General features: G+C 67.7%; 23 protein-coding genes. 7 read left to right on the top strand and 16 right to left on the bottom strand.

Annotated elements, in window-relative coordinates; all coding sequences use genetic code 11:
- Window positions 1–49: 49 nt before the first annotated feature.
- Window positions 50–1,249, bottom strand: a complete 1,200-nt coding sequence (locus LQD00_RS21070) for an acyl-CoA dehydrogenase family protein (protein ID WP_006867400.1) — start codon at window positions 1,247–1,249, stop codon at window positions 50–52.
- Between the two features lie 178 nt (window positions 1,250–1,427).
- Between LQD00_RS21070 and fabG the strand changes: the two genes are divergently transcribed.
- Together fabG and LQD00_RS21060 are read left to right on the top strand one after the other, a co-directional pair.
- Complete coding sequence (gene fabG / locus LQD00_RS21065) at window positions 1,428–2,186, top strand: 3-oxoacyl-ACP reductase FabG (protein ID WP_232719260.1); 759 nt, start codon at window positions 1,428–1,430, stop codon at window positions 2,184–2,186.
- Window positions 2,187–2,237: 51 nt separating this feature from the next.
- Window positions 2,238–3,461 (top strand): acetyl-CoA C-acetyltransferase, encoded by a 1,224-nt coding sequence (locus LQD00_RS21060; protein WP_232719259.1) that lies wholly within the window; start codon window positions 2,238–2,240, stop codon window positions 3,459–3,461.
- A gap of 272 nt (window positions 3,462–3,733) precedes the next feature.
- Here the strand turns inward: LQD00_RS21060 and LQD00_RS21055 are convergent, their stop codons facing one another.
- The 5 genes from LQD00_RS21055 to LQD00_RS21035 all read right to left on the bottom strand — a co-directional run bounded on the left by LQD00_RS21055 (window position 3,734) and on the right by LQD00_RS21035 (window position 9,237).
- Window positions 3,734–4,606 carry a LysR family transcriptional regulator gene (locus LQD00_RS21055; protein WP_154882692.1) on the bottom strand — a complete coding sequence of 291 codons (873 nt, stop codon included), beginning with the start codon at window positions 4,604–4,606 and terminating at the stop codon, window positions 3,734–3,736.
- A gap of 6 nt (window positions 4,607–4,612) precedes the next feature.
- Complete coding sequence (locus tag LQD00_RS21050; protein ID WP_232719258.1) at window positions 4,613–5,515, bottom strand: LysR family transcriptional regulator; 903 nt, start codon at window positions 5,513–5,515, stop codon at window positions 4,613–4,615.
- Between the two features lie 57 nt (window positions 5,516–5,572).
- Window positions 5,573–6,334 (bottom strand): crotonase/enoyl-CoA hydratase family protein, encoded by a 762-nt coding sequence (locus LQD00_RS21045; RefSeq protein ID WP_232719257.1) that lies wholly within the window; start codon window positions 6,332–6,334, stop codon window positions 5,573–5,575.
- 67 nt (window positions 6,335–6,401) lie between these two features.
- Window positions 6,402–7,526 carry an MBL fold metallo-hydrolase gene (locus LQD00_RS21040; protein WP_232719256.1) on the bottom strand — a complete coding sequence of 375 codons (1,125 nt, stop codon included), beginning with the start codon at window positions 7,524–7,526 and terminating at the stop codon, window positions 6,402–6,404.
- A 124-nt stretch (window positions 7,527–7,650) separates the two neighbouring features.
- A complete protein-coding gene (locus LQD00_RS21035; protein ID WP_232719255.1) occupies window positions 7,651–9,237 on the bottom strand; it encodes an ABC-F family ATP-binding cassette domain-containing protein in 1,587 nt (528 codons plus the stop codon).
- 198 nt (window positions 9,238–9,435) lie between these two features.
- On the opposite strand from LQD00_RS21035, the gene LQD00_RS21030 reads away from it, so the two are divergent.
- Window positions 9,436–10,437 (top strand): enoyl-CoA hydratase/isomerase family protein, encoded by a 1,002-nt coding sequence (locus tag LQD00_RS21030; RefSeq protein WP_232719254.1) that lies wholly within the window; start codon window positions 9,436–9,438, stop codon window positions 10,435–10,437.
- Between the two features lie 99 nt (window positions 10,438–10,536).
- Here the strand turns inward: LQD00_RS21030 and LQD00_RS21025 are convergent, their stop codons facing one another.
- The gene (locus LQD00_RS21025) at window positions 10,537–11,280 is read right to left on the bottom strand and encodes a hypothetical protein (protein WP_232719268.1); all 744 of its coding nucleotides are present in this window, start codon (window positions 11,278–11,280) and stop codon (window positions 10,537–10,539) included.
- A 19-nt stretch (window positions 11,281–11,299) separates the two neighbouring features.
- On the bottom strand, window positions 11,300–12,904 hold the full coding sequence (locus tag LQD00_RS21020; RefSeq protein WP_232719253.1) for a peptide chain release factor 3: 1,605 nt from the start codon (window positions 12,902–12,904) through the stop codon (window positions 11,300–11,302).
- A gap of 141 nt (window positions 12,905–13,045) precedes the next feature.
- On the opposite strand from LQD00_RS21020, the gene LQD00_RS21015 reads away from it, so the two are divergent.
- A complete protein-coding gene (locus LQD00_RS21015) occupies window positions 13,046–13,915 on the top strand; it encodes a type IV toxin-antitoxin system AbiEi family antitoxin domain-containing protein (protein ID WP_232719267.1) in 870 nt (289 codons plus the stop codon).
- 61 nt (window positions 13,916–13,976) lie between these two features.
- Here LQD00_RS21015 and LQD00_RS21010 read toward each other — a convergent pair whose 3' ends face one another.
- Window positions 13,977–14,993 carry a beta-ketoacyl-ACP synthase III gene (locus tag LQD00_RS21010; RefSeq protein ID WP_006867410.1) on the bottom strand — a complete coding sequence of 339 codons (1,017 nt, stop codon included), beginning with the start codon at window positions 14,991–14,993 and terminating at the stop codon, window positions 13,977–13,979.
- A 205-nt stretch (window positions 14,994–15,198) separates the two neighbouring features.
- Between LQD00_RS21010 and LQD00_RS21005 the strand changes: the two genes are divergently transcribed.
- Window positions 15,199–16,275: an ATP-binding cassette domain-containing protein gene (locus LQD00_RS21005; RefSeq protein WP_232719252.1), complete on the top strand. Its 1,077-nt coding sequence runs from the start codon at window positions 15,199–15,201 to the stop codon at window positions 16,273–16,275.
- Window positions 16,272–17,036 carry an ABC transporter permease gene (locus tag LQD00_RS21000; RefSeq protein WP_232719251.1) on the top strand — a complete coding sequence of 255 codons (765 nt, stop codon included), beginning with the start codon at window positions 16,272–16,274 and terminating at the stop codon, window positions 17,034–17,036. The genes LQD00_RS21005 and LQD00_RS21000 overlap by 4 nt, the downstream gene beginning before the upstream one ends.
- 32 nt (window positions 17,037–17,068) lie before the next feature.
- Here LQD00_RS21000 and pth read toward each other — a convergent pair whose 3' ends face one another.
- The gene (gene pth / locus LQD00_RS20995; protein WP_232719266.1) at window positions 17,069–17,635 is read right to left on the bottom strand and encodes an aminoacyl-tRNA hydrolase; all 567 of its coding nucleotides are present in this window, start codon (window positions 17,633–17,635) and stop codon (window positions 17,069–17,071) included.
- Between the two features lie 45 nt (window positions 17,636–17,680).
- Window positions 17,681–18,304 carry a 50S ribosomal protein L25/general stress protein Ctc gene (locus LQD00_RS20990; RefSeq protein ID WP_232719250.1) on the bottom strand — a complete coding sequence of 208 codons (624 nt, stop codon included), beginning with the start codon at window positions 18,302–18,304 and terminating at the stop codon, window positions 17,681–17,683.
- 240 nt (window positions 18,305–18,544) lie between these two features.
- Here LQD00_RS20990 and LQD00_RS20985 point away from each other — a divergent pair, with 240 nt between their 5' ends.
- Window positions 18,545–18,982, top strand: coding sequence for a limonene-1,2-epoxide hydrolase family protein (locus LQD00_RS20985; protein ID WP_232719249.1), 438 nt, complete (start codon window positions 18,545–18,547; stop codon window positions 18,980–18,982).
- Here LQD00_RS20985 and LQD00_RS20980 read toward each other — a convergent pair.
- From LQD00_RS20980 to LQD00_RS20960, 5 genes are all read right to left on the bottom strand, one after another.
- Window positions 18,979–19,329 (bottom strand): VOC family protein, encoded by a 351-nt coding sequence (locus LQD00_RS20980; protein ID WP_074850499.1) that lies wholly within the window; start codon window positions 19,327–19,329, stop codon window positions 18,979–18,981. The genes LQD00_RS20985 and LQD00_RS20980 overlap by 4 nt on opposite strands.
- A 131-nt stretch (window positions 19,330–19,460) precedes the next feature.
- Window positions 19,461–19,802, bottom strand: coding sequence for an arsenate reductase (glutaredoxin) (gene arsC / locus LQD00_RS20975; protein ID WP_232719248.1), 342 nt, complete (start codon window positions 19,800–19,802; stop codon window positions 19,461–19,463).
- An 88-nt stretch (window positions 19,803–19,890) separates the two neighbouring features.
- Window positions 19,891–20,769 (bottom strand): catechol 1,2-dioxygenase, encoded by an 879-nt coding sequence (gene catA, locus LQD00_RS20970; RefSeq protein WP_232719247.1) that lies wholly within the window; start codon window positions 20,767–20,769, stop codon window positions 19,891–19,893.
- Window positions 20,770–20,822: 53 nt separating this feature from the next.
- Complete coding sequence (locus LQD00_RS20965; RefSeq protein WP_006867419.1) at window positions 20,823–22,457, bottom strand: 4-hydroxyphenylacetate 3-hydroxylase family protein; 1,635 nt, start codon at window positions 22,455–22,457, stop codon at window positions 20,823–20,825.
- A 56-nt stretch (window positions 22,458–22,513) separates the two neighbouring features.
- A complete protein-coding gene (locus LQD00_RS20960) occupies window positions 22,514–23,083 on the bottom strand; it encodes a flavin reductase family protein (protein WP_232719246.1) in 570 nt (189 codons plus the stop codon).
- Window positions 23,084–23,291: the final 208 nt, after the last annotated feature.

Raw genomic sequence — 23,291 nt, 5'->3', positions numbered from 1 at the left:
GCGGCCGGCCCACCTCTGAGGAGGATGGGCCGGCCGCTTTGTCGTGAGCTCAGCGCTGGGCGTTCTTGGTGCCCTGCTTGTAGAGGTTGCGTCCGATGATGAGGCGCTGGATCTCGCTGGTGCCCTCGTAGAGGCGCAGCAGGCGGACCTCGCGGTAGATGCGCTCCACCGGAACGTCGCGCATGTAGCCGCTGCCGCCGTGAATCTGGACGGCGAGGTCGGCGACCTTGCCCACCATCTCGGTGCAGTACAGCTTGGCGGCCGACGGTGCGACGCGCCGGTCGGTGTTGTCGACCCAGGCCCGCGCGGCCTCGCGCACCAGCGCGCGGCCGGCCATCACGCCGGTCTGCTGGTCGGCCAGCATGGCTTGGACCAGCTGGAACTCGCCGATCGGGTTGCCGCCCTGGGTGGCGGTGGCAGCCCAGGCGATCGACTCGTCGAGGGCACGCTGGGCGGTACCCACCGACAGTGCGGCGATGTGCACGCGACCGCGGGCGAGCGACATCATCGCGGCCTTGTAGCCGACGTCCTCGCTGCCCCCGATGAGAGCGGCGTTCGGGACGCGCACGCCGTCGAAGTGGACGTCGGCGGTCCAGGCGCCCTCCTGGCCCATCTTGCGGTCCTTGGCGCCGACCGTGAGCCCGGCCGAGTCGGCCGGGACGAGGAACACCGCGATGCCGGTGCCGTTCTCGTCGGCCGGGCGGGTGCGGGCGAACACGACGAACAGGTCGGCCAGCGGGGCGTTGGTGATGAAGCGCTTCTCGCCGGAGATGACCCAGTCGTCGCCGTCGCGAACAGCCTTGGTGCGCAGGCCCGCGGGGTCCGAGCCGGCGCCCGGTTCGGTCAGTGCGAAGGAGGCGACGACCTCACCCGAGGCGATCTTCTCCAGCCAGGCGGCCTTCTGCTCGTCGGTGCCGAAGTTCACCAGCACCTGGCCGGCGATGCCGTTGTTGGTGCCGAACATCGAGCGCAGTGCCAGTGAGGTGTAGCCGAGCTCCATCGCCAGTTCGGCGTCCTGGGTCAGGTCGAGACCGAGCCCGCCCCACTCCTGCGGGATCGCGTAGCCGAACAGGCCCATGTCCTTTGCGGTTTGGCGGATGTCCTCGGGAATCGCGTCGGTGTCGAGGATTTCCTGTTCGCGGGGCACGACGACCTCACGCACGAATTCTCGAGTCGCCGCCAGGATGTCGGCGAAGTCTTCCGCGCTCACCTGAGAGGTGGCGGTCGGTTGTTGCATCACTCCGGTCATGGTGCCACTCTTGCGCGTCCGCGGTGAGGGGTCCAATACGAAACCGGGATCGCTCCGATAGCCGTTGCGTATGAAACGAACGCGTTCGACGCCGGATTCGCGGGTTAGATTACTGACATCACCCGGCGCCTCACGCCGCTGGTGTCTGCACCAGAACCCCCACGGGAAGGACCCGAAGATGTCATCCACCACCGCCCAGCCGCTCCTCGAGGGACGTACCGCCGTCGTGACCGGTGGCGCCCAGGGCATCGGTTTCGAGATCGCCCGGTCCTTCGTGGACGCGGGCGCCAAGGTGGTCCTGGGTGATCTCGACCTCGAGGCCGCGCAGGCCGCCGCCGACAAGCTCGGCGGCCGCGACGTCGCCCGCGCCGTGAAGTGCAACGTGGTCAACGGGGACGAGGTCGACGCGCTGCTCGCCGAGGCGGTCGACGGCTTCGGCTCGCTCGACGTCCTGGTCAACAACGCCGGCATCACCCGCGACGCCACCATGCGCACCATGACCGAAGAGGACTTCGACCTGGTGATCTCGGTGCACCTCAAGGGCACCTGGAACGGTACCCGCAAGGCGGCAGCGATCATGCGCGAGGCCAAGCGGGGTGCGATCGTCAACATCTCGTCGCTGTCGGGCAAGGTCGGCATGGTCGGCCAGACCAACTACTCCGCCGCCAAGGCCGGCATCGTCGGCATGACCAAGGCCGCCGCCAAAGAGATGGCGCACCACGGCGTGCGGGTCAACGCGATCCAGCCCGGTCTGATCCGCTCGGCGATGACCGAGGCGATGCCGCAGAAGGCCTGGGACCAGAAGATGTCGGAGATCCCCATGCACCGCGCAGGCGAGGTCGGCGAGGTCGCCAGTGTCGCACTGTTCCTCGCCTCGGACATGTCCTCGTACATGACCGGCACCGTGCTCGAGGTGACCGGCGGCCGCTTCATGTGAGACCTGTTCTCACCCAAACTCTTCCACCCGGAACTTCGCGAAAGGTCAACCATGCGAGACGTCGTCATCTGTGAGCCGGTACGTACCCCGATCGGTCGCTACGGCGGGATGTTCAAGAGCCTCACCGCAGTCGACCTGGGCGTCACCGCGCTCAAGGGGTTGCTCGAGCGCACGGGCATCGACCCGGAGAAGGTCGAGGACGTGATCCTCGGGCACTGCAACGGCAACAGTGAGGCGCCGGCCCTCGGCCGCGTCATCGCACTCGACGCCGGGCTGCCGATCACGGTGGGCGGCATGCACATCGACCGTCGCTGCGGCTCGGGCCTGCAGGCCGTCATCCAGGCCGCCTACCAGGTGTCCGCGGGTGACAACGATCTCGTCGTCGCAGGCGGTGCCGAGTCGATGAGCAACGCCTCCTTCTACTCCGTCGACATGCGATGGGGCGGTGCGCGTACCGGAATCGCCATGCACGACAGCCTCGTCCGCGCCCGCTCGACCGCCGGCGGCAAGCACTACCCGGTGCCCGGCGGCATGATCGAGACCGCCGAGAACCTCCGCAAGGAGTACTCGATCTCCCGCGAGGAGCAGGACGAGCTCGCGGTCGAATCCCACACGCGCGCAGTGCGCGCCCAGAAGGACGGCATCCTCGCCGAGGAGATCATCCCGGTCACCGTTCCCGGCCGCGGCGGCGATCAGGTCATCGACACCGACGAACACCCCCGCCCGGACGTCTCGCTGGAATCACTGGCCAAGCTCAAGCCGATCATGGGCAAGGCCGATCCCGAGGCCACCGTCACCGCCGGCAACGCCAGCGGACAGAACGACGCCGCATCGATGGCGATCGTCACCACCACCGAGGTCGCCGAGAAGCTGGGCCTGCGCCCGCTCGTCAAGCTCGTGTCCTGGGGTCTCGCCGGCGTCCCGCCGCGCACCATGGGCATCGGCCCGGTGCCGGCCACCGAGAAGGCACTGGCCAAGGCCGGTCTGACCCTCGCCGACATCGACCTCATCGAACTCAACGAGGCCTTCGCCGCCCAGGCGCTCGCCGTCACCCGCGAATGGGGCTTCGGCCGGTTCGGTTCCGGAGGTGACTTCGACCGCACCAACGTCCACGGCTCGGGCATCTCGCTGGGCCACCCGGTCGGCGCGACCGGCGGCCGCATGCTGGCCTCGCTGGCCCGCGAACTGCAGCGCCGCGAGGGTCGCTACGGCCTCGAGACGATGTGCATCGGCGGCGGCCAGGGACTCGCCGCGATCTTCGAGCGGGTTGCCTGACGGACCTCGATACGCGGCGCCCTCGCTCCGCTCGGTCGACGCTACTCGGCCGGCGGGGTGGGGGCGCCGTCTCGTGTGTATTGGGCTGTCGCTACTCGGCCGGCGGGGGCGTACTTTCTGCTGGTTGAGTAGGCGAGGAGCTTGCGACGAGCCGTATCGAAACCACTAACCCACCTGCGCGCGAATGAGTTCCACGAAAGCCTGGCCCACCGGGGGCGTACTTTCTGCTGGTTGAGTAGGCGAGGAGCTTGCGACGAGCCGTATCGAAACCGCTAACCCACCTGCGCGCGAATGAGTTCCACGAAAGCCTGGCCCACCGGGGACAGGGATGCGGGGTCGAAGGCGATCGCGAACGGTCGCACGAAGCGGGGTTCGGTCTCGCGGATGACGACGCGGTCCACGGCGGTGTCGGCCATCGAGCGTTCCAGCAGGGTGCCGCCGATTCCCGCCAGCACCATGGGAAGTCGTTCCTCGCGGTGTTCGGACAGCACGGCGAGGGGCGGTCGGATCCCGCCGACGCGGATGGCCTCCTCGAGCTCGTCGGCCACCGACTGCCCGCGCGGTACGAAGACCATCGGATACGTCGGGAGATTGCCCAGCGGGATCGGCCCGTCGGGGACCTCGGCCCCCTCGGGGTAGACCAGGACGTATTCGTGTTCGCCGAGTTCGATGACCTCGAGCGCGTCACCGGCGATCGGCAGGTGGGCGACGGCGAACTCGCAGTGCCCGTCCTCGATGGTGGAGGCGGCCCGGGTCTCGTCGCGTAAGTCGCCGAGCCGCACCGACACTCGCGGATAGATGTCGCGGAATCGGGCGATGAGGTCGACGACCGGGCCGACGGCCGTGGCCGGGGACGCGAGCAGATCGAGGTGTCCGGTGAGTTCGTCCTCCTCGGCGGCGAGGAGATCGCCGACGGCGTCGACGTCGCGGATGATCTGACGGGCCGGACCCACCATCGTGCGGCCCGCCGCCGACAACACCATGCCGCGACCGATGCGGTGGAACAGCTGCACGCCGAGTTCGCGTTCGAGCGCCCGCAACGCCTGCGAGACCGTCGGCTGTGCGACGCCCAGCGCGGTGGCGGCACCGCCGATGCCCTGGTTCTCGACGACGGCGAGGAAGTATTCGACCTGGCGTAATTCCATGGTGGCCTACCAGTCCGCGATCTCGGTCGGCTCCTGGCTCAGACCGGAATGGGCCCGGGCCGCGGAGATGAAGGCGAGTGCCGCCGGCGAGGGGAGACCCGAGCGCAACACGAGTCCCCACGGTCGCGTCAACGGCGGATCGAGCACGAGCTGCCGGGTGCCGGCGAGTTGTTTGTCGGCCACGGTCCGCGGGACAACCGTTGCGGCCGTACCGCGTTCGACGAGGTTCCAGACGGCCGCGGGCAACGGGCAGTCGACGACCACGTTGCCCGCGGCGTCGTCGAGGAGATCGGCGAGCAGTGCCGCGGTGTGCTGATCGCTGTGATCGATGACCAGCGGGACCGACCGAATGGCGCTGCGCGGCACGGTGTCCGGGAACCCGGCGACCAGCGCGTCGGGAGCCGCCACCACGAGCTCCTGCTCCGTCATCGGGATGGCCGAGAACGTCGCGTGTTCGGCGGAGGAGTCGATGATCCCGATCTCCGCGTCGCCCGAACGCAACGCGGAGAGGACACCGGCCGGGCCGTCGGCGGCGAGGACGCGAACCGCGAGCCGAGGAAAGCGCTCCCGGAACAGCCGGACGACGTCGACGAGCGGGTCGATGCTGAACGCCGCGTACGTCACCACGTCGACGCGTCCGGACCGCAGCTCCCGGACCGCGTCGACCTTGCGCTTGGCGCGCTCGACGTCGGCGAGGATGCGTCGCGCCGCGTCGTCGAGCTTGCGGCCGGCCTCGGTCAGTTCGAGGCGGCGTCCGGTCCGGTCGAACAACGTGACGCCGAGACGCTTCTCGAGGGTCCGGATGGCCTGCGACAGGGAGGGCTGGGAGATGTAGAGCGACTGGGCGGCCTTCGTGATCCCACCGTGGTCGACGACTGCGACGAAGTAGGTCACGAGGTGCAGGTCCACACCGGTCACTCTAGTGATCGCCCTTTCCGACAGTCAGTGGCCCCGCGACCGGGGTGTTCAGCGGCCCTTCCACTGGGGTGCGCGCTTCTCGGCGAACGCCTTGGCACCCTCCTGCGCGTCCTCGGAGGAGAAGACCGGGGTGAGGAACTCCCACTGCTTCTTGATCAGGTCCTTGTCGGTGTAGTTGATCGCCATCGAGGTGACCTGCTTGGTTGCCTTGACGGCGAGCGGACCGTTGGCGGCGATCTTCGCGGCGAGCTCACGGGCTCCGGCGAGCGCCTCACCGGGCGCGGTGACCTTGTTGACCAGGCCGAACTGGTGGGCGCGCTCCGCGGTGAGCGGGTCACCGGTCAGGGCCATCTCCATCGCGACCTGGTAGGGGAGGATCTTCGGCAGGCGCAGGAGGCCTCCTGCTGCGGCGGCGAGGCCGCGCTTGACCTCGGGGATGCCGAACTTGGAGTTCTCGGCGGCGACGACGAGGTCGGCGGACAGTGCGAGCTCGCAGCCACCGGCCAGGGCCCAGCCCTCGACCGCGGCGATCAGCGGCTTGCTCGGCGGGGCCTCGGTGAGACCGCCGAAACCGCGGTCCTTCAGCGAGACCTGCTCGCCCCGCGAGAACGCCTTGAGATCCATGCCCGCGCAGAACGTGCCACCGGCGCCGGTGAGGATGCCGATGGTGAGATCGTCGCGCGACTCGAGTTCGTCGATGGCGGCCGCGATGCCCTCGGACACCTCGAGATTGACGGCGTTCTTCGCCTCGGGACGGTTGATCGTGATGACGGCGACTCCGTCGGCGAACTCGGTGAGCACGGCGCTCATGGGGTATCTCCTCTGTTGATCGGTGGGGCGGCCGGTGAGACGTTCACCGGCGGAGTCTCGTTCGGGCTCAGTCCGGCAGCGACAGGGTCGACGTCGCGGTGCGGTGTTCGGACACCGTCGCCAGCGACCACCGGACGGGCTCGACCGTGGTGTCGGCGAGGTCGGTCACGGACGGGGCGGGAGTCGAGGTGAGGATGCCCCGCTCGCTGAGGACCAGCAGATGCGCGTCGGTCTCGCGCAGTGCGAGGCGCTTCATCGTCAGGTTGAGGTCGCTGAACGGGCGGGACCAGCCGACGTTCTGGGTGATCTCCCACGCCGTGGACTCCGGGCGGGCGGCGACCGCCTCGGTGATCTCGGTGAGACGCTCCTCGTGATGCGACAGGAGTCCGGTGACCCGAGCGCCCAATCCGCGGAACCGGTACTCGTGCGACGGCAGGGCCTCGTGCTCCCGCATCTTCTCGGTGTTGGCCAGTGAGACCAGATAATCCGCGAGCGGGCTCTCCGTCTGCATCGGACTGGTGGAGACATTCGGGCTGATCCGCGGCAGCAGGTGATCGCCGGTGAAGATGATCCCCGCGTCGTCGTCGGCGAAGCACAGGTGGCCCGGGGTGTGACCGGGCGTCCAGACGGCGCGCAGATTCCAGCCCGGGATGTCGAGCGGGGCATCGGCGGTCAGCTCGGTGTCGATGGTCCGGCCGTCGGGCAGGCGGACGAAGTCGACGAGTCCGAGACCGGCGACGTCGGCCGGGGCGCCGAGGACCCGCAGCTCCCACCGCGCCTCGTCGAGCTGGCTCTCCACCTCGCCGTCGGAGTGGTAGCGCAGGTGGCAGGCATCATCACGGTGCATCAGGAGCTGGACGTCGGTGTGTTCGAGCAGCCTCGGGACGAGGCCGAAATGATCCGGATGGAAGTGGGTGATGGCCGCCGACCGGACGTCGGTGATGTCGTGGCCGGTGCTGCGGATGCCGTCGACGAGCGCTCGCCACGACTCGTCGGACGGCCACCCCACGTCGATCAGCGCCAGCCCGCCGTCGGGCAGTGCGAGGGCGTACACCAGGACGTAGCGCAACGGGTTGGGGCCCATCGGCACCGGGATCGACCACAGCCCCGGCCGCACCTCTTCGACCGGTGGGAGGACCTTGTCGGCCCAGGCCTGCTGCTGGCGGCGACCGGTCACCTCGATCGTGGCCATCCGACCTCCTGGCTTTCATCGTCGCGACGCACCGCAGGGGGAGTTGCGGTGCGCAACAATCATCCGATCACGAGACCCCCGTCACGCTCAATGTGGCGGCGGCTCAGGCGCCCTGAGGAACTGCCTATGTGTCGCCGGTCTGCGCCGGTGACAAGGCACCCACCTCGACGCGACGGTCGATCCCGATGCGATCCAGGAACCCGGCGTCGTGGGAGACGACGAGCAGCGCGCCACTCCAGCTCTCGAGCGCGATGACCAACTGGGTGACCGTGTCGAGGTCCAGGTTGTTGGTCGGCTCGTCGAGGATCAGCAGCTTCGGGGTCGGGTTGCCGAGGAGTGCGTCGGCGAGGCCCACGCGCAGTCGCTCACCGCCGGAGAGCTCCTCGAGTGCGCGGTCGGCGCGTGCACCGCGGAACAAGAACCGTGCCAGATGCGAACGCACCTCCTGAGTGCTGATGTCCGGATGGTGCGCCGACACCAGGCCGGCGATCGACATCGACGGGTCGTCGAACACGATCTGTTGCGGCACATACGCATAAGGCACGACGATGGCCTCGCGCGCGATGAGGTCGGCGATGAGCGTCGACTTCCCGGAACCGTTGGGCCCCACCAGCGCGGTGCGTTCCGGACCGTCGATCCGGAGTCGGTCGTCGGTGACGACCTGGGCTCGCGACGGTACGTCGGCATCCGGCACCACGATTCGGGCGGTGCGGTCCTTGCGGACCTCTTCGCGCGCCTCGTCGAGCCGGGAGGCGGCCGCCGCCACGTCGTCCTGATGGGCGTTGCGCAACTTCCCGGCCGACACCTGCGCCTCACCGCGACGCAGGTGAGAGATGATCTTCGGCACCCGCTTCTCGCGTTCGGCGGTCGCGGCGGTGCGGGCGCGGCGATCGAGTTTGATCTGTGCGTCGACCAGCTCCCGACGCTGCTTACGCAGGTCGCCGGTCGCGGTCGCCACGGCAGCCTCGGCCGCCTCCTGTTCGGCGTCCACGATCTCGCGGTAGTGCGAGTACGGGCCGCCGAACACACGCACCCGACCCCGGTACAACTCGAGCGTCGCGTCGACACGCTCGAGCAGTTCGAGGTCGTGGCTCACCACGATCACCGTGCCGGTGAAAGCGTCGATGGCATCGAAAAGCCTTGTCCGTGAACTGGTGTCGAGGTTGTTCGTCGGCTCGTCGAGCAGCAGGACCGAGGGTCGGCGCATGAGTGCGGCGACGATCGACAGCAGCGTCGCCTCGCCGCCGGACATGGCGCCGACCCGACGGTCGAGGTCGGTGGGCAGCCCCATCTGGGCGAGGAGCCCGATCGCTCGCTCCTCGACATCCCAGTCGTCACCGACGGCGTCGAAGTCGTCGGCGTCGACCGAACCGCCCTCGATGCGACGGATCGCGCTGCGGATGGAGTCGATGCCGAGTGCTGCGGACACGGTCGACTCCGGATCCGACTGGGGGTCCTGCGGAACGACCCCCACCTCCGGCGGGGACGTGATCCCGGCGATGCTCACACTGCCCGAGGCTGGGCGGAGACGCTGCGAGATCAGGCCGAGCAAGGTCGATTTACCTGCGCCGTTGGCACCGATCAGCGAGTACGTGGACGCGCCCAGCGTCAGATTGAGGTGATCGAAGACCGCGGTGCCGTCGGGCCAGATGAACGAGACATCGGACAGCACGATCGACGGCTGGGAGGAAAAGGACAGGGGAGTGGACACGAGAACTCCTGAAGTGGTTCGGATTCACCGACGGGTGTCTGTACGACATCGCGCATCGGCCGGGGCCACTTCAGTTCTTCATCGTGTGGGATCACTCCTCGGGTCGGCAGCGGTTGCGGGCTCCACGGTAATGGATGCGTCCGGGTCTGCCAACGGGTTTTCTCCGGCTTTTCTTCCCTCACCGCTACGGTTGAGGGCATGTCCTTCATTCGCACCTCGGTGTCCAACGGCGTCGGCGAGATCGTCCTCGACCGACCGAAAGCCCTGAACGCACTGGACCAGACCATGATCGACGACATGTACGCCACGCTCGGCGAGTGGGGTGACGACGACTCGATCGAGACCGTCCTCGTCACCTCCGCGAGCGACCGTGCCTTCTGCGCGGGCGGCGACATCCGGGCGATCCGCGAGCACTCGCTCGACGGCGACACCAAGGCCATCACGCGTTACTTCAGCAGTGAGTACCGGCTGGACCAGATGGTCGCCGACTACCCCAAGCCGTACGTGAGCCTCATCGACGGCGCGGCCATGGGCGGCGGACTCGGCATCAGCGTGCACGGCGAGATCCGCGTGGTCACCGAGAAGGCGATGATCGCGATGCCCGAGACCGCGATCGGCTTCTTCCCCGACATCGGCTCCACCTACTTCCTCCCGCGTCTGCCCGAGGGGGTCGGCATGTGGCTGGGTCTCACCGGTGCGCGCATCCGCGGCGTCGACGCGGTGTCCGTCGGCCTGGCAACGCATTTCGTGGCGTCGGCCGATATCGCCGGCGTCGCCGAGTCGATCCGTTCCGGAGATCCGCTGGCCGATGCGCTGGCGACTTCGGGGACCACGGAGACCAGCGACGTCCCGCTCCGCAAGATCGGCGAGTACTTCGCCGACGACAACATCAACGCCATCGTCGGTGGTCTGCGCGGAGCGATCGGCGACGAGTGGGCCGAGGAGATGATCGGCCTGCTCGAGAAGGCCTCACCCACCAGCCTCTGGGTGACGGCCGCGATGATCAACGCCGGGGCGCAGTCTGGGATCGACGAGTGCTTCGATCGCGAATTGCATGCGGCAGAACAGATCACGGCCACGAACGACTTCCGCGAGGGAGTGCGGGCGGTGCTGGTCGACAAGGACCGCAACCCGGCCTTCGACCCCGCCGCGATCGACGACGTCGATCCGGCGGTCGTCGCGCGGATCGTGGGTGCGTGAGCGTTGTCTGCTGGTTGAGTAGGCGAGGAGCCTGCGACGAGCTCGGCCTTCCCGCTGGTTGAGTAGGCGAGGAGCCTGCGACGAGCCGTATCGAAACCCCTACGGCCTGAGCTGGAACCGTCCGGACAGTACGACGGTCGGCGGGGTGCCGGCGTCGGGCTTCGGGCTCGTCGACGACTCATCGGTGTCGTAGGCCACGTCGTCGTCGGGTGCGAACGGGTTCGCGTCGACGCGGGAGGCCTCCGGGCAGGTGAACGACCCGGCCGCGAGCTTGCCCGACATCCCGGTGATGCTGAGCTGGCACGCCGACGACTGGTGGTAGACACCGTCGACGGATACGCCGATCTGTGCGTTGATCGGTTTGGTGAGCGGGCCGGCGGTGGGGCGTGGTCCGCCGCCCGCGGGTGGGACCGTGCCGCCGGTCAATTCGCTGATGGGGAACTCGATCTGGGCGCCGTCGGTCCCGATTCCCTTGAACACGAACAACAGTGAGTCCGGCGGGACGTCGGGCTGTTCGGGGCCCCAGCGCTTGAACTCGTAACAGCTGGTCGCCTCATCGGGGCTCTTGCTGCTGCCGGCGGCCGGTAGCCCGGTCGTCGGGGCCGCCGGCTCGATGATCGCGATCCGGATCTCGCCGGAACGGAACGTCAGGCCGTGCCCGCCGCGGTCGACCTTGCCCTGCGGCGGTTTCTCCGCGCATTTCGCCGAATCGATCGGGCGTGCGGTCGGCGTGGGGGCCGTGCTCGTCGATGTGGGGGCCGGTGCCGGGTTGGCTGCGCATCCCGACATCAGGAGCGCTGCCGCGGACACCGCGGACACCGCGCCGACACCGGAGGTGCGCACGAGGGGACGCCTCATCGGCTCAATCCGCCGCGGCGACAAGGGGTTGCAGCGTCAGATCGGGGTGTTCCTTCTCGATGTACTGCAGGCGCCACTTGTCGCTGAACAGTGCCAGGATCGCACCGTCGGTGCGGGTGAACACCTCGACGCCGCGCTGCCGGTCGAGCTCTGGTGCGCTCTCGGCGTCGGTGCGGCGGGCGAGCGAGTAACCGAGCGGTTCGATGATGGTGTCGACGTTGAACTCGGCCTTCATACGGGCGGTGACGACCTCGAACTGCATGGGACCGACCGCGGCCAGCACCGGCGACATGTCGCCGCGGGTGTCGTTGCGCAGCACCTGCACCACACCTTCGCTGTCGAGCTGATCCATCGCCTTGCGGAACTGCTTGTACTTGTCGGCGGTGGTTGCACGCAGCGTCGAGAAGTGTTCGGGCGCGAACGACGGGATCGGCGGGAACTGCACCTTCGGGCCGTCGAAGAGGGTGTCACCGGGGGCCAGTGCGGTCGCGTTCACGAGGCCGACGACGTCGCCCGGGTAGGCGGTGTCGACGGTGGACCGGTCCCGGCCGAAGACGGCCTGGGCGTACTTGGTGGCGAACGGTTTCCCGGTCTGCGCGTGGGTGACGACCATGCCGCGTTCGAACTCGCCGGACACGATCCGCATGTACGCCAAGCGATCTCGATGACTCGAGTCCATGCCGGCCTGCACCTTGAACACGACGGCACTGAACGGGTCGGTGACCGGACGTTCCCTGCCCTCGATGTCGACGCGGCCGGCGGGCGGGGGAGCCAGCTCGACGAGCACCTCGAGCAGTTGCCGCACACCGAAGTTCAGCATCGCCGAGGCGAAGATCATCGGCGAGGTCTGGCCGGCGAGGAACATCTCCTGGTCGTGGTCCTGGCCCATCTCGGAGAGCAGTTCACTCTCCTCGACGGCGGCCGTCCACTCGTCGCCCTCACGTGCCGCCGCGTCGTCGGCGCTCATGATCTCTTCCGGGGCGATCTTGGCGCCGCCGGCAGTGCGGGTGAAGTGCACGTACTTGCCGGTGCGGCGGTCGAGCAGACCGCGGAAGTCGCCGGCGATGCCGACCGGGAAGAACAGCGGCGTCGGGGTGAGGCCGATGCGCTCGGTGATCTCGTCGATCAGCTCGAGCGGCGTCTGACCGGGACGGTCCCACTTGTTGATGACCGTGATCACCGGGATGCCGCGATGGCGACACACCTGGAAGAGCTTCAGCGTCTGCGGCTCGAGGCCCTTCGCGGCGTCGATGAGCATCACCGCCGCGTCGACCGCGGTCAGCACGCGGTAGGTGTCCTCGGAGAAGTCGGCGTGACCGGGGGTGTCGACGAGGTTGATGACGCTCGGGATGCCCGGCTCGCTGTGCTCGGCGAGGTAGTTGAACTGCAGCGCGGTGGAGCTGACCGAGATGCCGCGGGCCTTCTCCATCTCCATCCAGTCGGAGACGGTGGACTTGCGTCCCGCCTTGCCGTGGATCGCACCCGCCTCGCTGATCATGCGCGCATGCAGCGCCAAGGCCTCGGTCATGGTCGACTTACCGGCGTCCGGATGGGAGATGATCGCGAAGGTACGTCGGCGCTTGACCTCGGTTGCGACGTCAGAACTCACGAGATTCGAGGCTACTCGGCTGGTGGGAGGGCTCCAAACTCACCATCAATGATGTTGCGGCAGTTGGTGCCGGTATACCGGACCAATTGCCGCAATCCCAGATCCTGGGAACCGATGTGGGGGTCGGTGCGTCCAATCGTCGTGCAGACGCCTTCCCGCCTCCGGCGTCACGCGCTCGCCCGCGACGGCGTCGTGACGATCGCCGAAGCCCTCGAGTTCGGGATGACGAAGTCGGGTGTCCATCGACGTGTGGCCTCCGGGCTGTGGACACCTCGGTCGCGTGGGGTCTATACGCTTGCCGACCACCCGGTCACGGCCAGGACGCGTGCTCGGCTCGCAGTCGCCGAAGTCGGTCGCGGTGCCGCCCTGTCCGGTCTGGGCGCTGCATGGTGGCACGGGATCGTCGATGATCCACCGAAGAAGCTGACGGTGACCGCACCGCGGTCGAGGCACGCGAAGTCGGTCGGCGGCGTTCGTATCCGGTATCGGAAGCTCGAGGACGCCGAGACGGTCACCCGGGAAGATCTGCTGGTCACCTCGTTGCCGCTGTCTGTGCTGGAGGCCTCGGTCGAGAAGGACAGCACGGTCCTCGATGCCGCACTGTTGTTGCGCCGCGTGTCGATCGAGCAGTTGCGAACCGCAGCGGAGCGCCGACGTAGGAGGGCGGATGCACCGGGTATTGCGTCTCTGATCGCCGGGGTCGAGGAGGGCGCTCGCTCTGAGGCCGAGCGCCTCGCAGTCGATCTGCTTCGACAGGGAGGGGTCGACGGATTCGTGTCCAACCATCCCGTCGACGGCTACTTCGTGGACGTCGCTTTCCCGGACCGGATGCTCGCCGTCGAGATCGACGGGATGGCGTACCACCGCGACGCCGAGACCTTCCAGCGCGACCGGCGTCGTCGAAACGACCTGATCGCGCAGGGCTGGACGGTCCTGAACTTCACGTGGGCTGATCTCAAGGAACGTCCTGGGTACGTCGTCGACCGCGTCCGTCAGGCTCTCGCCGCCTGAAACAGATGCGGCAGTTGGTCCCGGATTCCGGGACCAACTGCCGCATCTGGAAGGAGGGGTCTTACTCGAACGGCACCGGGGGAAGCTTGACGACCTGCGAGGCGTAGGAGAGGCCGGCGCCGAAGCCGAGGAGGAGCGCGGTCTGGCCGGGCTGCGCCTTGCCGGTGGAGAGCAGGTCTTCCATGGCGAGCGGGATCGACGCCGCGGAGGTGTTGCCGGTGTACTCGATGTCGTTGGCGACGACGGCGTCGTCGCGCAGCTTCAGGTTCTTGGCGAGCAGCTCGTTGATGCGCGCGTTGGCCTGGTGCGGGACGAAGACGTCGAGGTCCTCGGAGCCGATCTTGGCGGCCTCGAGGGCGCGGACGGCGACCTTGCCCATCTCGAAGGCGGCCCAGCGGAACACCGCGGTGCCCTCCATGCGCAGGTACGGGCGCTGGACGCGGTCACCGTCGAGGAAGGTCACCCAGTCGAAGTCCTGGCGGATGGCGTTGAACTGCGAGCCGTCCGAACCCCAGACCACCGGGCCGAGTTCCTGCTCCTCGGTGGGTCCGACGACCACGGCGCCGGCGCCGTCGCCGAAGATGAAGCAGTTGGTGCGGTCGGTCATGTCGAGGGCCACCGAGAGCTGCTCGGCGCCGATGACCAGCACGTTGGTGGCGCTGCCGCCGCGGATCATGTCCGACGCGAGGGCCATGCCGTAGCCGAAACCGGCGCAGCCGACGGTGACGTCGAAGGCGGGGACGCCGTTGCAGCCGAGTTCGGTGGCCACCTTGGTCGCGCCGGCCGGGGTCAGGAGCAGGTGCGTGTTGGTGGCGAGGATGACCGCGTCGATGTCGGAACCGTGCAGCAGGGCGTTGGCGATGGCCTTGCGTCCGGCGTTGACCGACATCTCCATGACGCTCTCGTCGCGGCGGGCGAAGCGGCGGGTCTTGATGCCGGTGCGGGTGTAGATCCACTCGTCGGAGGAATCGATGTGCTCGCAGATCTCGTCGTTGGTCACCACACGCTCGGGGCGATAGGCGCCGATCCCGAGCATGCCGATGTTGTTGATCCCTGAGGTGTCCGCGATGACTGCCATGGTCTTCCTTCCGAATATGTGACCCGACATATGACGGTACTCACCCGGCCACTTACTAGGAAGTACCGCATCCCCCTCGCACATCGTTACCGACCGATTTCGGTATCCACCGCCGAAGCGGACCGAATGTGTCCTCTTTGCGATGAAAACTGGGCCCCAGATCGGTCGACACATCACGTCGGCGTCGAAATGAAGGGGAGTCCGCATGATCCATGCTCGTGGTCTGGTCCAGGTGTTCACCACCGGGAAGGGAAAGAAGAAGCGCGAGGTGCGAGCCGTCGACGGCGTCGACCTCGACGTCGCCGAGGGAGAGGTGGTCGGCTTCCTCGGGCCCAACGGGGCCGGTAAGACGACGACGCTGCGGATGCTGACCACGCTGTTGCGGCCGACCGCGGGTACCGCGACGGTCAACGGCTACGACGTCGTCGCCGATCCGGTGTCGGTGCGCCGCAGCATCGGTTACGTGTCCCAGGCCGGGGGCACATTCAGTCAGGCCCAAGCCGGCGACGAGATCGTCGACCACGGGATGCTCTACGGACTGTCGCGGGCCGAGGCGACGCGTCGCGGGCAGGCGCTGTTCTCCGAACTGCAGCTCGACGGACTGTGGGAACGTATGCCGAAGAACATGTCCGGTGGCCAGAAGCGGCGCCTCGACATCGTGATGGGACTCGTCCACGAACCGTCGCTGGTGTTCCTCGACGAGCCGACGACGGGCCTCGACCCGCAGGCCCGCGCCAACCTCTGGGAACACATCCGCCGATTGCGGACCGAGCGCGGCGCGACGATCTTCCTCACGACGCACTATCTCGAGGAGGCGGACGAACTCTCGGACCGGATTCTCATCATCGACAACGGGCGGATCGTCGCGGCGGACACCCCGGACAACCTCAAGGCGCAGGTCTCCGGCGATCTGGTCGCGCTAGAGGTCGCCGACGCCGCCGCGGTGACGACGGCTGCCGAGAAGCTCGCCTCGGTCAGCGGCGGCAACGGTGGCGGCCGGATCGAGGTGGACGGCCGCCACGTCCGGGGCCGGGTGCCGCGTGCCGGCCGGGCGGTGCCGGGACTCCTCCGCGACCTCGACGCCTCGGGTATCTCACTCGATTCGATCGAGGTCATCCGTCCGACGCTCGACGACGTCTTCCTGACCCTCACCGGCCGATCCCTGCGCGACGCCGAAACCGAACGCGACCCCGGCGGTGACCCGACCGACAAGGAACCCGGTTCTGCCGCAACCACTTCCGACGAGTCAGCCCGTCGCACCGAGCAGGAGGTCGCCCGATGAACAGCTTCTTCCGCGACAGCACCATCGTCTTCCGCCGTCAGATCCGGATGAACCTGCGCAACCCCGCCTGGGTCCTGATCGGCGTCATGCAGCCGATCCTCTATCTGCTGCTGTTCGGACCGCTGCTCAAACCGCTGGTCTCCCAGTTCCCGGGCGGCGCGGACAACCCGTACACCTTCCTGGTGCCGGGACTTCTCGTGCAGCTGGGGCTGTTCGGGGCGCTGTTCGCCGGCTTCAGCCTGATCGGCGAATGGCGGGAGGGGGTCATCGAGGCCGAGCGGGTCACCCCGGCGAGCCGCACGGCTCTGCTCACCGGTCGTCTGATGCGCGACATGTTGCAGCTGCTGGTGCAGGCGCTGATCCTGGTGACCCTCGGATTCGCCATGGGGATGCGCGGATCGATCGTCGGCGTGATCCTCGGCATCGTCATCACACTGCTCATCGGCGGTGCGTGCGCCGCGGCGTCGAATGCGCTGGCACTGACGACGAAGAGCGAGGACGTGATGGCCCCGCTCATCAACATGGTGATGATGCCGGTGCTGTTGCTGTCGGGAATCCTGCTGCCGATGACGCTCGGACCGACGTGGCTACAGGGGCTCAGCGACTTCATGCCGTTCCGCTGGGTCGTCGACGCCGTGCGCGACACCTTCGGCGGCGACCTCGCCAGCGCTCAGGTCCTGTGGGGAGTGATCGCCTCACTCATCCTCGCCGCACTCGGAACCTGGTGGGGCACATCGGTGTTCCGCAAGGAGAACGCATAGGGGCCGCAACGAGGGGAGAGCACCGTGCGCGTCTACCAGGCGTGCACGGTGTTCTGTGCGCTCTCGAGGTCCTGGGAGACGAGGAGTTCGACGGCGTCGCAGCCGTTGCGGATCATCAGCTCGACCTCGGCGCGGTCGGCGGACGGGAACGGCTTGAGCACGAAGTCGGCGGGATCCTGACGCCCGGGCGGACGGCCGATGCCCATCCGCACACGCAGGTAGTCGCGGGTGCCCATGACCTGGCTGATCGATCGCAGCCCGTTGTGGCCGCCCTCTCCGCCGCCGCGTTTGAGGCGCACGAGACCGAAGTCGATGTCGAGCTCGTCGTGGATGACGATGAGATCGGCGGGCGCGACCGAATAGAACTTGGCCAGCGGACCGATCTGTCGACCGGACTCGTTCATGTAGACGCGTGGCTTCGCCACGAGAACAGACCGGCCGCCGAGGCGAACCTCGGCGACCTCCGCACCGGACTTCTTGTGGACCTTCCAGCGCTCGCCTGCCGAGTCGACGAGGCCGTCGGCGACCATCGCGCCGACGTTGTGCCTCGTCTTCTCGTACTTGGACCCGGGATTACCGAGTCCGACAATAATTTTCACCACTTAGGGATTTTCACCACTCGCGCAGAGCAGTCGGGGGTCGGATTACTCCGACTCCGCGGGAGCCTCGGCAGCCTCATCCTCGGCACCTTCGGCGTCGGCGTCGGAGGAGGTGGCCGCAGCCTGTGCCTCGTTGACGGCGACGATCAGGGTTTCCGGATCGGCGATCAGGGTGACGCCCTCCGGCAGGTCCAGGTCGGAGGCGTGGATCGCGGTGCCGGCCTCGGCACCCTCGACGCTGACGACGATCTGCTCGGGGATCGACAGGGCGTCGGCCTCGACCTCGACGACGCTGGCGTCGGAGGTGACCAGGGTGCCCGGTGCGGGGTCACCCTCGACGACGATGGCGACCTCGACGGTCACCTTCTCGCCGCGGCGGACGATGAGCAGGTCGGCGTGCTCGATGTAGTTGCGGATCGGGTGGACGTCGACCTGCTTGGTGAGCGCGAGCTGGCTGGTGCCCTCGATGTCGAGATCGATGATGGCGTTCAGGCCGTTGTTACGCAGGATCGCGGCGAAGTCGCGGGCCGGGAGGTGCAGGTGCTGCGGGTCGGTGCCGTGGCCGTAGAGCACGGCGGGAACGTTGCCCTCGCGACGTGCGCGGCGAGCGGCGCCCTTGCCCTTTTCGGTACGGGTGGTGACAGCCAGCTTCGAGGCCTGAGTAGCCATGGTGATCTCCTCTGATCAGTGGTTGCGGTCGTTCGTCCGTCGCGACGAGCAACGGGCACGGATACCGACCGCGGGCACCCACCGGGCCGCGTGAGGGCCCCCGAGGAGACTGCGATGGTCGCGCCGATCACGGTGACTGGGTCACCCTCGCCGAGACAACGGGAGCAAGGATAGTCGATGACCTGCCGAGATGTCACATCGCGGCCCACAGCGAGCACCGTCCCGGCATACTGGGCTGCCATGACCTCACAGACCCCGATCGAGATCGTGACGGCCCTGCTCGACGCATTCGCGCGCGAGGACATCGCCGGTGCACTGGACACCATCGACGACGACATCGCCTACACCAACGTCTCGCTGCCGACCATCCACGGCAAGCGCAAGGTCGCCGGTGTGCTCGGCGGCGTCGCGAAGAAGTCGTGGGTGGGCTTCAACTACCGGATGCTCAACGCCAGTTCCGACGACGCGGGTGTCGTGCTCACCGAACGCGTCGACGAATTGCGTTTCGGGCGGCTGCATCTGCAGTTCTGGGTCTGCGGCCGCTTCGAGATCCGCGAGGGCCGGATCGTGGTGTGGCGCGACTACTTCGACTACTTCGACATGGCGAAGGGCCTGCTGCGCGGAATCGCGGCGCTGGCCCTGCCGTCGGTACAGAAGCCGCTGCCGATCGCCGCCTAACGGTTGAGCGGGCTGTAGAACACGAGCCCGTTGCCCTGGTTGTCGTACACCACGGCACGGCGCTCGTGCGCGTCGTCGTACGGACCCTTCACGATGGCGCCGCCGTCGGCCTCGATCGCCTTCGCCGCGGCATCGACATCGGCGGTCTTGATGCCGACGACGACCTTGCCGGGTATCGGGTGGTCGACTGCGGTGGCGAGCGCGATCGTCACCGGACCGCCGTCGAGGGCGGCGAAGTGGGCGCCGTCGCGGAACTTCAGCGACATGCCCAACGTCTCGGTGTAGAACTTGATCGACTCGTCCAGGTTCTCGGTGGACAGGATGATCATCTTCGCTTCGTAGCTCATGGAGCCGATGCTAACCGCGCTCGAGGGTTACCGGAACCCGCAATCCCGTTCTGGCACAGAGCTGTACACGATGGTCACCGGCCCGCGTGCGGGCGCGACGAAGGTCCCGTTCATCCGGGACCGACGCCCCTTCAGAGGATCTCGTCGAGCTTCTCGAACGGCCGCGGGATGCGGGTCCCCTTGTCGGTCACCACGATCGGGCGCTCGACGAGGATCGGATGTTCGACCATCGCGTCGAGGATCGCCTCGTCGGTGGCCGACGCGAGGTCGAGTTCTTTGTAGAGGGCTTCGCGCTTGCGCACGGCCTGCGCCGGGGTGAGCCCGGCGTCGGCGAGCAGTTGCACCAGCTGTTCGCGGGTGTAGGGCTCGTCGAGGTACTTGACGACGGCCGGCTCGATACCGGCGTCGCGGAGGGCCTGCAGCGCCTTGCGCGAGGTCGAGCACTTCGGGTTGTGATAGATCGTCGCGTCCACGAAAGACACCGTACCCAGCGCAAAGCGGCCCGGGCTCCAGAGGGGGAGAACCCGGACCGCTCGCGTACCCGTTCTGCGGGTGGGATCGCTACTCGGGGTCGAGTGCGAAGTCGTACTGCACGACGTTCCGGCCGTCGGCGTCGGGCTTCGGATCGAGGAGCAGTTCCGGCTTGGTTGCCGAGGCGACGTCGTCGTCGAGCCAGTCACCACCCTTGAAGTACAGCTGGGTGATGATCGGATGCCGGCCCTTGGCTGCCACCCGCAGGTGCAGATGCGCAGGTCGCCACGGGTGCCAGCCGGCGGCCTCGATGAACTTGCCGGTCGGTCCGTCGGTCGGGATCTGGTACGGCGCGGGCTGGATCGTGGTGATCTCGTAGCGTCCCTCACCGTCGGTGACCACGGTGCCGCGCAGGTTCCAAGCCGGGAGGTGCGGCGCGAACCCCGAGTAGTAGCCCTCGGCGTCGGCGTGCCAGATCTCGATGGTCGCACCGGCCATCGGGTTGCCGTCGAGGTCGGTGACCTGGCCGTGCATGACGAACGGTGTCTCGCGGGCGTCGACGCTGCGCATCGGCAGGGTGCAGCGTGCGGGCAGCAGCGGGGCGTCGGGGAGGTAGTACGGACCCTCGATGCTTCCCTTGGTGCCCGAGTACTTCCGCGAGTTGACCTCCTCGATGTCGTGTTCGACGAACACGTCGAGCAGCAGCGGCCATTCACCGCCCTCGCCGACGTCGATGAGCCACTGCTTGAGGACCCGGTACTCGTCGTAGGTGATCTCGTACTTGTCGATCAGTGCGCTGAAACCGGCGAAGGCCTCGGATGCGATGGCCGACAGGCGTTCCGGCGAGGTGTCGGCGGTGAACCGGTGGCCGGCGAAGGCCGCGGTGGCGGCACTGCCGGAACCGGCGGCGGTCGGGGAGTCGATGCTGGGGGATCCGACGGGGGCCGGGGGGCGTTCGATGGTGGTCATGGTGTCTCCTGGTTCGCGAGCTGTGTGGTCGGGAAGAGCTGTGCCAGAGAAGGTCAGCGGTTGCCGAAGTAGCTGACGTCGTCGTTGCCGATGAGGTCCGGGACCGTCCAGCCGTCGAGGTCGTACTCGGACAGGCACTGCTCGGCGAGACCCTTCATCTCCCCGACGGTGCCGCGGGCGTCGGCGAACATGAGCAGCTCGGCCTTCACGCCCTCGTGGTTGCCGGCGTAGTTGCGCTCGTAGAGTTCGTGGCGGCCGCCGAACTCGCTGCCGATCGAATCCCACAGCGCCTTCATGACCTTCACGCGATCGACGGCGAGGATGCCGTCGGAACCGCGGACGTACTTGTCCAGGTACGGACGGACGTCAGGGCTCTTGAAGTCCGCCGAGCTCGACGGCAGGTAGATCAGCCCGGAGGCGACGTCCTGTTCGATGATCTCCTTGACGCGCGGGTAGCCCTGCTGGGCGAACATCCGGTAGGTCAGGCCGTACTCGAGCTTGGGGATGACCGTGTCGCCGATCCACGGCTCGGGGTTGTTGACCATGGCATCGCTCAACGACCAGAACAGGTTTCGCCAACCGATGACCTCACCGACGCGGGTCTGCACGCCGCGGAACCCGCCCGCGCCGGTGCAGTCGAGCGCCTTGAGGAGCAGCCCGGCGATGAAGTCGAGTTTGACCGCGAGACGGGTACAGCCCTGCAGGGTGAAGCGGGGGAGGAAGCCGGACTGCGGGAAGAAGGCGTTGATCTTGTCGACGTCGCCGTACATGAAGACGTTCTCCCAGGGCACGAGCACCTTGTCGAAGACGAAGATGGTGTCGTTCTCGTCCATCCGGCTCGACAGCGGGTAGTCGAACGGGGTGCCCATGACGGCGGCCTGCTGGGTGTACGACGAGCGGCAGATGAGCTTCACGCCCGGGGCGTCCATCGGCACGGTGCAGATGAGGGCGAACTGCTTCTTCTTGATCGGCAGGCCGTAGTGGGAGATGAAGTTGTAGTTGGTGATCGCCGAACCGGTGGCGACGACCTTGGCGCCGGAGACGATGAGGCCGGCGTCGGTCTCCTTCTCCACCTTCATGAACACATCGCCGACCTCGTCCGGCGGCAGTTGGCGATCGACCGGCGGGTTGATGATCGCGTGGTTCCAGTACAGGACCTTCTCCTGCGATTCCTTGTACCAGCGTTCGGCGTTGGCCTGGAACGGTGCGTACAGCTCGGAGTTGGCGTGCAGGGTGCCGAGGAAGCTGGCCTTGTAGTCGGGGCTGCGGCCCATCCAGCCGTAGGTCATCCGCGCCCAGGTGGCGATGGCGTCACGGTCGGCGCGTAGGTCGTCGGCCGACTTCGGTGCGCGGAAGAACGGCATCGTCACGCCGCCGTTGCCGGTGTCGGTGGGTGCGGTGACCTTGTCCTTCGTCGCCGGGTCGTGCATCGCGTCGTAGAGGCGCGCGGTCATCCGGATCGGGTTGCGGAAGGCCTCGTGGGTTGTCACGTCCTTGACGCGCTCACCGTTGAGCCAGATCTCGCGGTCGTCGCGTAGCGACTCGATGTACTCGTCGCCGGTCATCGGCTTGGAGGCGAAGTTCTCGGTGCGGTTCGCCTCGGAGTCGGCGGCGACGTTCACCTTCGAGCGGTCGACGGTCGTCGCCTCGGTGGTCTCGGTGTCGGGGGCGATGTCGATAGCGGTCATGATTGTCCTCACTTCGGTTGTGCGACAGGTGATGTGGTCGGTGGGCGGATGGTCGGTCAGGAGACCGCAGAGAGCGGTACGCAGCTCGGGGTGAACCGGGCGGTGGCATCGAACCAGCGGCTGTGCGGATCGTCGAGGCTGCCGCAGTACGCGGCGGCGCCGGAGGTCTCGCCGAGGTCGTGGAACTTGCTGCGGTAGAACAGGAGCGGCTCGGCTTCGGTGTCGACGTGGGCGTCGACGATCTCGCCGACGTAGATGACGTGGTCGCCGCCGTCGTAGGACGCCCAGGGGTTGCAGATGAGGGTCGCGGCGTTGCCGGCCAGCGCGGGGACGAGCCAGTCCGCGCTCCATTCCGGCCCGTGGTCCTGCGGCTTGCCGGCGAAGTGCATGGCGGTGTCGAGCTGATCCGACTTGAGGATGTTCACCGCGAACGGTGCGTCGTCGAGGTAGGCGCAAGCCTTCGACTTGCGGGTCAGCGTGACCTGGCAGAGCCGGGGCTCGATCGAGATCGGGGTGAACGCGGTGACCGTCGCGCCGTGCGGGGTGCCCTCGTCGTTCGCGCAGGTGATGACGGTGACGCCGGTGGCGAACTGTCCGAAGATGTTGCGCATCGTGCGTTGGTCCATGGGGATCAGCTCCTTTGCTCTGGCAGTGGCTGGTGGGTGTCTGGTGTGGCGGTGCGACCAAACGTATGACCGCCGTCACAATCCGTCGATCCGGATTGCGAAGGGTCGATCCGATGTGCGCAACGATGCGATCTGGATCGCTGCCACCTACCGGAAGTGATGGCAGTCACAGTTACGCTGGACCTCGTGAGGGCAGAGCCACTTACCT

Source organism: Gordonia metallireducens, from assembly GCF_021245825.1.
GTDB classification, from domain to species: Bacteria; Actinomycetota; Actinomycetes; order Mycobacteriales; family Mycobacteriaceae; genus Gordonia; species Gordonia namibiensis.
This window is presented reverse-complemented; position numbering and strand designations above follow the sequence as displayed.